Annotated in this window: 8 protein-coding genes; 6 read left to right on the plus strand and 2 right to left on the minus strand. The window is 73.4% G+C overall.

Features of this window, described 5'->3' with window-relative positions:
- Window positions 1-665: 665 nt before the first annotated feature.
- From AA75_RS28225 to AA75_RS28250, 6 genes are all read left to right on the plus strand, one after another.
- Complete coding sequence (locus tag AA75_RS28225; RefSeq protein ID WP_033823101.1) at window positions 666-1,427, plus strand: DeoR/GlpR family DNA-binding transcription regulator; 762 nt, start codon at window positions 666-668, stop codon at window positions 1,425-1,427.
- Between the two features lie 127 nt (window positions 1,428-1,554).
- A complete protein-coding gene (locus AA75_RS28230) occupies window positions 1,555-2,895 on the plus strand; it encodes a sugar ABC transporter substrate-binding protein (RefSeq protein ID WP_033823102.1) in 1,341 nt (446 codons plus the stop codon).
- A 77-nt stretch (window positions 2,896-2,972) separates the two neighbouring features.
- On the plus strand, window positions 2,973-3,926 hold the full coding sequence (locus tag AA75_RS28235; RefSeq protein ID WP_033823103.1) for a carbohydrate ABC transporter permease: 954 nt from the start codon (window positions 2,973-2,975) through the stop codon (window positions 3,924-3,926).
- Window positions 3,926-4,762 (plus strand): carbohydrate ABC transporter permease, encoded by an 837-nt coding sequence (locus tag AA75_RS28240; RefSeq protein ID WP_033823104.1) that lies wholly within the window; start codon window positions 3,926-3,928, stop codon window positions 4,760-4,762. Before AA75_RS28235 ends, AA75_RS28240 begins: the two co-directional genes overlap by 1 nt.
- Window positions 4,759-5,748, plus strand: a complete 990-nt coding sequence (locus AA75_RS28245; protein ID WP_033823105.1) for a zinc-dependent alcohol dehydrogenase family protein — start codon at window positions 4,759-4,761, stop codon at window positions 5,746-5,748. The genes AA75_RS28240 and AA75_RS28245 overlap by 4 nt, the downstream gene beginning before the upstream one ends.
- Window positions 5,745-6,710, plus strand: coding sequence for a carbohydrate kinase (locus AA75_RS28250; protein WP_368666612.1), 966 nt, complete (start codon window positions 5,745-5,747; stop codon window positions 6,708-6,710). Before AA75_RS28245 ends, AA75_RS28250 begins: the two co-directional genes overlap by 4 nt.
- A 29-nt stretch (window positions 6,711-6,739) precedes the next feature.
- On the opposite strand, the gene AA75_RS28255 is transcribed toward AA75_RS28250, so the two are convergent.
- Both AA75_RS28255 and AA75_RS28260 read right to left on the minus strand, forming a co-directional pair.
- Window positions 6,740-7,546 (minus strand): hypothetical protein, encoded by an 807-nt coding sequence (locus AA75_RS28255; RefSeq protein WP_033823106.1) that lies wholly within the window; start codon window positions 7,544-7,546, stop codon window positions 6,740-6,742.
- Between the two features lie 141 nt (window positions 7,547-7,687).
- Window positions 7,688-8,941, minus strand: a 1,254-nt coding sequence (locus AA75_RS28260) for a branched-chain amino acid ABC transporter substrate-binding protein (RefSeq protein WP_051813589.1), incomplete at its 5' end; no start/stop codon positions are given.

The following is an 8,941-nucleotide window of genomic DNA, read 5'->3' on the forward strand; positions in this document are numbered from 1 at the left end:
ACACCCGTGTCGCAGCCACTCCCCCAGTCCGCAGCCGTGCCCGCCCCCCAGCCCGCGTCCCAGCCCCCGGCCACACCGAACCAGCCGTCCACGACAGCGAGTTCAGCCGCCCCCAGGCCGGGCCCGTCCGGTCCGGCTGCCGGGCCCCAGACCGGGCGGCCTCCGCAGCAGCCCGGCGCGGCCCGGCCGCAGGCGGACACCGGTACCCCGGCCACCACGACGGACACCGGCCCGGCGGATCCGCCGGCCGGCGAGCCGATCCTGTCGGCCGGGGGCAGCCTGACCCTCGCGCCGGTCCCGCTCACGGGCGGTCCCCCCGGCGCCGTACCGGACGACGGCGCGCCCCTGATCGCCCCGGCGGCTCTCCCGTCCCCTGTCCCGGCGGTCCCCGATCCGCCTGCCCCGAAGGGGAGTTAGCGGGCGCCGCCCGGCCCGCCGCAGGGCCCGATCGGACACCATCCGGGCCGCCACCGGGCCCGATCGGGCATCCCCTGCCCCGTCCAGCGGGCCCAGCGTTCCCCTGGCAGTCAAATACCGGTAAGGATCTCGAAAGATTCGGGCACTCCACACGCACCGCCTGGCCGGTATAAATCTCGAAAAGGCCGCAAACGGACCGTCAGCTGCCCGAACGGTCCACTTCGGAAAAGGAATTGAGGAGGTACGAGATGCGCGGGGAAGAGCGGAAGCACCGGATCCTCGCCCTGGCACGCCATCAGGGCCGGATCGAGGTCACCCGCGTCGCCGAGGACCTCGGTGTCGCCCAGGAGACCGTCCGCCGCGACCTGCGCGTCCTGGAGGACCGGGGCCTGCTCCACCGTACCCACGGTGGCGCGTACCCGGTCGAGAGCGCGGGGTTCGAGACCGACCTGGCCCGCCGGACCACGCTCAACGTCGACCGCAAGCGCCGGATCGCCGCCACCGCCGCCACCATGCTGGGCGAGGCGGAGACGGTGTTCATCGACGAGGGCTACACCCCTCAGCTCCTGGCGTCGCTGCTGCCGACCGACCGGCCGCTGACCGTGGTGACGGCCTCGCTGACCACCGCCGCCGCGGTGGCGGACTCCGCCAATCTGACGGTGTTGCTGCTCGGCGGCCGGGTCCGCTCCCGCACGCTGGCCACGGTCGGCTCGTGGACCTGCACCATGCTGAGCGGCTTCGTCATCGACCTCGCGTTCATCGGCGCGAACGGCATCTCCCGCGAGATGGGGCTGACCACGCCCGATCCCGTGGTGGCGGACGTCAAGGCCAAGGCTCTCCAGGTGTCCCGCAGAAGGGTGTTCATGGGCGTGCACACCAAGTTCGGCGCGAGCAGCTTCTGCCGGTTCGCCGAGGTCGGCGACTTCGAGGCGATCATCGCCGACACGGGCCTGTCCGCCGTCGAGGCCAACCGCTACGCCCTGCTCGGCCCCAAGGTCATCCGGGTCTGACAACCCCTTCGAGACCTTCCGCCCACACAGTCCCTCCCGCCCGTCCCCCACTTCCCGCAGTCCCCCACCGCCCCGCGCATCCGCCGCCGGCCGGTCGATCCCGCACGCACTCGAACAGGAGCACCCCATGACCCCCAAACGCGCCCTCGCGGTCGGCGCCGCCCTGCTTACCACCCTCGGCCTCACCTCCTGCAGCGGGGCTGGCGGGAGCGCCACGGCGCACTCGATCAACGTGCTGATGGTGAACAACCCGCAGATGGCCGACCTGCAGAAGCTGACGGCCGAGAACTTCACCAAGTCCACCGGCATCACCGTCAACTTCACGGTGCTGCCCGAGAACGACGTCCGCAGCAAGATCACCCAGGACTTCTCCGCCCAGTCCGCCCAGTACGACGTGGCGACCATCAGCAACTACGAGACCCCGATCTTCGCCAAGAACGGCTGGCTGGCCCCGCTCACCCCGCGGGCGGACGCCGACCCGGCCTTCGACCAGAACGACGTCCTGCCCGCCATCCGCACCTCGCTCACGGTCGACGGCCAGATGTACGCCGAGCCCTTCTACGGCGAGTCCTCGTTCCTCATGTACCGCAAGGACGTCTTCGCCGCCAAGCAGCTCGCCATGCCCGACCGGCCGACCTGGCAGCAGGTCGCCGCGCTGGCCGCGCAGACGGACGGCGCGGAGCCGGGGATGAAGGGCATCTGCCTGCGGGGCCAGCCCGGTTGGGGCGAGCTCACCGCCCCGCTGACCACGGTGGTGAACACCATGGGCGGCACCTGGTTCGACCAGGACTGGCACGCCCAGCTGACCAGCCCCGCCTTCAAGCAGGCCACCTCCTTCTACGTCGGCCTGGTCCGCGACCACGGCGAGGCCGGCGCGCCCCAGGCCGGCTTCACCGAGTGCCTGACCAACATGGAGCAGGGCAAGACCGCCATGTGGTACGACGCCACCTCCGCGGCAGGCGCACTGGAGTCCTCCGGCTCACCCGTCGCCGGGAAGATCGGCTACGTACCGGCCCCGGTCGAGCGGACCACCGGCTCGGGCTGGCTGTTCACCTGGGCCTGGGGGCTGCAGAAGGCGAGCCACCACCAGGACGACGCCTGGAAGTTCATCTCCTGGGCCTCCGGCAAGGGGTACGAGCAGCTGGTCGGCTCCCAGCTGGGGTGGTCCCGGGTACCGGCCGGCAAGCGGACCTCCACCTACGCCACCCCGCAGTACCTGGCGTCGGCCTCGGCCTTCGCCGAGCCCACCCTGAAGGCCCTGCAGTCCGCCGACCCGGCCAACCCCGGGGTCCAGCCCCGTCCCGCCCCCGGCATCCAGTTCGTCGGCATCCCCGAGTTCGAGGACCTGGGCACCCAGGTGTCGCAGCAGATCAGCTCCGCCATCGCGGGTCGGATCACCGTCGACCAGGCGCTGAGCGCCGGACAGGCCCTCGCCGAGAAGACCGCCGCCGCCCACGCCAAGCAGTAGCCGCCAGTCCACCGTCCGGCGGTCCCGGCCGGCGCAGAGCCGGCCGGCCGAGGACCGCCCGCACCCCAGGAACCCACATGAGCACAGCCTCCCTGCCCGACTCCCTCGAGGCCCGCGCGTTACGCCGCGGCCGTACCGCCCCCGCCGTGCGACGCCCCCGCGGCGCCTGGGCGCGCCGCGCGCCGCTGCTCCCCGCCCTGGTCTTCATGATCGTGGTCACCCAGCTGCCGTTCCTCGGCACCCTGGCGATCTCCTTCATGCGCTGGAACGCCCTCGACCCGGCCGGCCGCGGCTTCGGCGGCCTCGCCAACTACGGCCACGCGCTGGGCGACCCCGCCCTGCGCACGTCCATCCTGACGACCGTCGAACTGACCGCCACGGTCGTCGCCGTCAGCCTTCTGCTGGGCCTCGGCACGGCGCTGCTGCTGGACCGCCGCTTCCTCGGCCGCGGCCTGGTGCGGACCATGATGATCACTCCGTTCCTGGTGGTGCCGGTGGCCTCGGCGCTGCTGTGGAAGCACGCGCTGTACAACGCCTCGTACGGGCTGTTCGACGGCCTGCTCACCGCTGTCGGCGGCGCCGGCGCCCCGCAGCCGGACTGGCTCTCCGCCGTGCCGCTGCTGGCCGTGGAGGCCTCGCTGGTGTGGCAGTGGACGCCGTTCATGATGCTGATCCTGCTCGCCGGGCTGCAGAGCCGGCCGGCGGAGGCCGTCGAGGCGGCCCGGGTCGACGGCGCGAGCTCCTGGCAGATCTTCCGTCACCTCACCCTGCCCCACCTGCGCCCCTACCTGGAGCTGGCCGCCCTGCTCGGCAGCATCTACGTGGTGCAGAACTTCGACGCCGTCTTCACCCTGACCTCCGGCGGCCTCGGCACCGCCAACCTCCCCTACACCGTCTACCGGACCTTCTACGACGGGCACGACTACGGCCTGGCGTCGGCGGAGGGCGTGATCGTGGTCGCCCTGACCACCGTCATCGCGACGCTCGCGCTGCGCACCGTGCTGTCCCTGTTCCGAGCGGAGACCCGCTGATGACCGGCACCCGGGTGCGCCGCACCGACACCCTGCTCGGCCTGGCCGCCTGGCTGGTCGGCCTGCTCTTCCTGCTCCCGTTCGCCTGGATGGTGCTCACCTCGCTGCACAGCGAGGCGGACGCCGCGACCAACCCGCCGAGCGTGGCGGCCCCGCTGACCCTCCAGGGGTACCGCGAGTTCTTCGGCGCCGGCACGGGGGTGAGCCCGTGGCCGCCCCTGGTCAACTCGCTGACCGCGAGCGTGCTGTCGACCCTGCTGGTGCTGGGCCTGGCCACGCCCGCCGCGTACGCGCTGTCCGTGCGGCCGGTCCGCAGGTGGACCGACACGCTGTTCTTCTTCCTCAGCACCAAGATGCTGCCGGCGGTCGCGGGCCTGCTACCGCTCTACCTGATCGCCCAGAACACCGGCCTGCTGGACAACATCTGGCTGCTCGTCATCCTCTACACGTCGATGAACCTGCCGATCGCGGTCTGGATGATGCGCTCGTTCCTGGCCGAGGTGCCGCAGGAGATCCTGGAGGCGGCGGCCATCGACGGCGCCGGCCTCCCGACGGTCCTGCTGCGCGTCCTGGCACCGGTGGCCGCGCCCGGCCTCGCCGCGACCGCGCTCATCTCGTTCATCTTCAGCTGGAACGAGCTGCTGTTCGCCCGGGTGCTGACCGGCGTGGTCGCCGGCACCGCACCCGTCTTCCTCACCGGTTTCGTGACCAGCCAGGGGCTCTTCCTGGCCAAGGTCTGCGCGGCCGCCGTCTGTGTCTCCCTCCCGGTGCTCGTCGCCGGTTTCGCCGCCCAGGACAAGCTGGTCCAGGGCCTCTCCCTCGGAGCAGTCAAGTGAAGGCAGTCGTCATCAGCTCCCCCGGCGTGCTCGGCATCGAGAGCGTCGACGACCCCACGCCGGGCCCCGGCGAGGTGGTGGTCGAGGTCTCGGCGTGCGGCCTGTGCGGTACCGATCTGCACATCCTGGAGGGCGAGTTCGCGCCCAGCCTGCCGCTGGTGCCGGGCCACGAGTTCGCCGGCACGGTCGCCGCCCTCGGCGCGGGGGTGACCTCTCTCGCGGTCGGCGACCGGGTCGCCGTCGACCCCTCGCTGTACTGCCACGAGTGCCACTACTGCCGCCTCGGCCGGGACAACCTGTGCGAGCGGTACGCCGCCATCGGCGTCACCACCGCGGGCGCCGCGGCCGAGTACGCCCTCGCCCCCGCCGCCAACTGCGTCCGGCTGCCCGAGCACATCGACGTCCGGGACGCGGCGCTGATCGAGCCGCTCTCCTGCGCGGTGCGCGGCTACGACGTACTGCGTGCCCGGGTCGGGAGCAGCGTGCTCGTCTACGGCTCCGGCACGATGGGCCTGATGATGCTGGAGCTGGCCAAGCGCACCGGGGCGGCGTCGGTGGACGTCGTCGACCTCAACGCCGAACGGCTGGCCACCGCCGACCGGCTCGGGTGCAGCCGCACGGCCGCCGCCGCCGAGGAGTTCGACCAGCCCCGGGGCTGGGACGTGGTCATCGACGCCACCGGCAACGAGCACGCGATCCAGGACGCGCTGGGCCGGGTCGGGCGCGGCGGCACCTTCCTGCAGTTCGGCGTCGCCGCGTACGCGGCCCGCGCGGTGATCGAACCGTACAAGATCTACAACCAGGAGATCACCATCACCGGCTCGATGGCCGTGCTGCACAGCTTCGAGCGGGCGGCCGCGCTCTTCGCCGCCGGGGTGCTGGACCCCGGGGTCTTCATCAGCGACCGCTTCCCGCTCACCGAGTACGCCACCGCGCTCGGGCGCTTCCAGGCCGGCCTGGGCCGGAAGATCCTGGTCACCCCGTGACCGGGGACACCCTGCCCGGACCGGCCGAGGTCCTGGTGGTGGGCGAGGCGCTCGCGGACGTGGTCGACTCCCGGGGCTCGCGGCGCGTCCACCCGGGCGGCAGCCCCGCCAACACCGCCCTGGGCCTGGCCCGGCTCGGCCACCGGGTCCGCCTCGCGACCCGCCTGGGCGAGGACGAGTACGGCGCGGTGATCCGCGACCACCTGGCGGCCGGCGGGGTGGCGCTCGCCCCGGGCTCGGTCGGCGCCTGGCGGACCTCCTCGGCCACGGCGGTCCTCGACCGCGAGGGCCGGGCGACGTACACCTTCGACGTCCACTGGGACCTCTGTCCGCGGAGCGCCGGGCTTCCCGCCGGACGGGACTTCGGCCATCTGCACGCCGGATCGGTCGCGGCGCTGCTCGACCCCGGCGCCGAGCGGGTGCTGGCCATGGTCCGCGGCGCCCCGCCGGACGTCACCGTCTCCTACGATCCCAACCTGCGGCCGGCCCTGCTGGGCAGCCCGGAGGAGGAACGGCCGCGGGTCGAGGGGCTGGTGGCGCTCAGCGACGTGGTCAAGGTCAGCGACGAGGACCTAGGGTGGCTGTACCCGGGGGCGGACCCGCTCGAGGCCGCCGCGTCCTGGGTCCGCAACGGGCCGTCCCTGGTGGTGCTGACACGGGGTGCACGGGGGGCCCGCGCCTTCTGGCGGCACGGTCGGCTCGACGTGGACGCGGTCCCGGTCGAGGTCGCCGACACCATCGGCGCCGGCGACGCCTTCATGTCCGGGCTGGTCAGCGGCCTGCTCGAGGGCGGGCTGCTGGGCGCCGGGCAGTTGCAGCTGGTCCGGGCGACGTTCGGGGCGCAGCCGGCCCCGGCGCTGGTGACCGCGCTGGAACGGGCCGCCCGGGCGGCCGCCCTCACCTGCGCCCGGTTCGGCGCGGACCCGCCGACCCGGGCCGAGCTGGCGGCGTTCACGCCCTGACGGCGGCCCGCGCCGGGGTGACCGCCCTGCTACCGCTCCCGCGGCCGCACCCGGACCACGTCGACCTCGTACTGGTCGACGGCGCCCTCCCAGCGGACCACCAGGTCTGCGCCGTCCCCGTCGGCGCCGTCCGGGTCGTGGCCGTCCGGGTCGTGGCCGCAGAACGCCAGGTCGTGCGATTCGGGATCGGCGTACCCGGCGAGGTGGGCGCGCAGGCCGGGGTGCTCGATGCCCGCGACCCGCTCCCACGCCTCCGGCGCCACCTCGTCGCCGGCCGAACCCGGGCGTGTCGCCCGGCCGCGGGCGTCGGTCCGGGTGAGGCCGGTGGCGGCGCGCAGGGCGTCCAGCAGGGTGCCGTCCGAGGCGACCTTGCCCTGCCGCAGCCGCCAGGAGGTCCCGGGCAGGTCCGTGGGACCCAGCCCGTGGGCGTCCAGCAGCCGGGCGAGGTCGGCGCCGCGGAGCAGCCCGCGGTCCGGGTCGGCCGCCTTCGCGACCGCGCTCGCGAAGGCGGCGGGCAGGCCGTCGGGGTCCACCTCGAACAGCGAGCCGCGCGCGTCGAAGACCAGCTCCGGGTGGTCCAGGTCGCCGGGCGGGGTGAGCGCCAGGTGTTCCAGGACCACCGGCCGCCCGTCCACCAGTGCCTCCCGCGCGATCCAGACCGGCTCGCGGTCCAGCTCGCTCTCGTACAGGTAGTTGCCGCCGAACAGCACCTCGTAGACCCCGGGGGCGTCCGGCGGGTCGAAGGAGGTGAGCGGGCGGCCGAGCAGTTCACCGAAGGCCTGGGCCAGGCCCGGCTCCCAGGCGGCGGGGGTGGTGCGGTCGGTCTCGAAGGTCATCCGACGGGCTCCGTCATCCAGTCGTACGGTCAGCGGCGGCGGGCCCAACAGCCCGACGGGGAAGGCCGGATCGCGAACCCGCCCACCGCAAGTCAACCGCCCCCCACCGACAGCCCCGCCACCCGGGCCCGTGGGAGCGGGTCAGAGGTCGCGGAGGCGGCCGATGGGGACGATGGCGACCCAATTGCCCTTCTGGATCTGGTAGATCGATGCGACCTGGTTGCGGGTGTCGCCGAACTCGTCGAAGGAGACGTCGCCGGTGACGCCGAAGAAGTCCACGTCCGGTACGGCTTCGGAGACGGCTTTGCGGATCTCCGTGCCGGAGCCCGACTTCCCGTGTGCCTGGCGGGCGCGGCCGACCGCCTCGATCAGGGCCCAGGTGGAGTCGTAGGCGTACGGGCCGAAGGGGCCGGGGGCCTGGGGGTGGGCGGCCTTCTGGTACTCGTCGAGGAAGGTGAACGCGGAGGCGAGCCCCTCGACCGAGATGCCGGGGTTGCTGGCCAGGTCGCCGTCGGAGGCCGGGCCGGCGGCCTTGAGGTACCCGTCGGTGTGCAGGCCGTCGCCGCCCGCCACCGGCGCCTTGACGCCCGCGGCCTTCAGCTGGGCGGACAGCGGGCCGCCCTCGGGGTGCTCGCCGCCGTAGTAGACGATGTCCGGGCGGGCGGCGGCGATCTGCCGGACCAGCTTGGAGAAGTCGGTGGTGCCGGGCTCGATGGTGGCCCGCAGCTGGACCGTGCCGCCGTCCTCCTCGAAGGCCGTCGCGAACTCCGCGGCCAGGTTGCTGCCGTAGGCCTTGGTGTCGCTGACCACGACGGCCCGCTCGGCCTTCAGCTGGCTGCGCGCGTACCGGGCGAGCAGCGGGCCCTGCACGGCATCGGTGGTGACGGTGCGGAAGTACGTGGGGTAGGGCCGCACCTTCCCCTTGGTGCGGTAGTCCGCGCCCCAGGTCAGGGAGGGTGCGGTGTTGGAGGGCGAGATCTCGGCGAGGTCCGCCTTGGCCAGCACCGGGGCCATGGTGAGTGCGCCGCCCGAGGTGAGCGGACCGACCACGCCGACCACTTCGGGATCGGCCACGAACGCCTCGCCGTTGGCGCGGGCCAGTTTCTCGTCCCCCTGGTCGTCCTTGGCGTCCAGGACGAACCGCACGCCCGGCACGGTGTTCTTGGCATTGGCCTTGGCGATGGCCAGTTCGGCCGAGTACTTGATGCCGAGCCCCAGGTCGGCGAGGTTGCCGGTGAGCGGGGCGTCCAGTCCGATGGTGAAGGTCCTGGTGGGTTCCGTGTCCGCGCCGACCAGTGAGCAGCCCGACAGCAGGATGACGCACGCCATGCCCAGGTACGGGGCCCGGCCCGCCGTACGGCGGGCGGGGGGGGGCGGCACCGGGGCGGGGCCCCC

Source organism: Kitasatospora sp. MBT63 (assembly GCF_000710465.2).
Classification (GTDB): domain Bacteria; phylum Actinomycetota; class Actinomycetes; order Streptomycetales; family Streptomycetaceae; genus Kitasatospora.

What these genes read in the sequence shown, in the direction of transcription:
- AA75_RS28240 (WP_033823104.1), top strand. Translation starts at nt 3,926, where the DNA reads ATGACCGGCACCCGGGTGCGCCGCACCGACACCCTGCTCGGCCTGGCC.
- AA75_RS28255 (WP_033823106.1), bottom strand. Translation starts at nt 7,546, where the DNA reads ATGACCTTCGAGACCGACCGCACCACCCCCGCCGCCTGGGAGCCGGGC.
- AA75_RS28225 (WP_033823101.1), top strand. Translation starts at nt 666, where the DNA reads ATGCGCGGGGAAGAGCGGAAGCACCGGATCCTCGCCCTGGCACGCCAT.
- AA75_RS28230 (WP_033823102.1), top strand. Translation starts at nt 1,555, where the DNA reads ATGACCCCCAAACGCGCCCTCGCGGTCGGCGCCGCCCTGCTTACCACC.
- AA75_RS28235 (WP_033823103.1), top strand. Translation starts at nt 2,973, where the DNA reads ATGAGCACAGCCTCCCTGCCCGACTCCCTCGAGGCCCGCGCGTTACGC.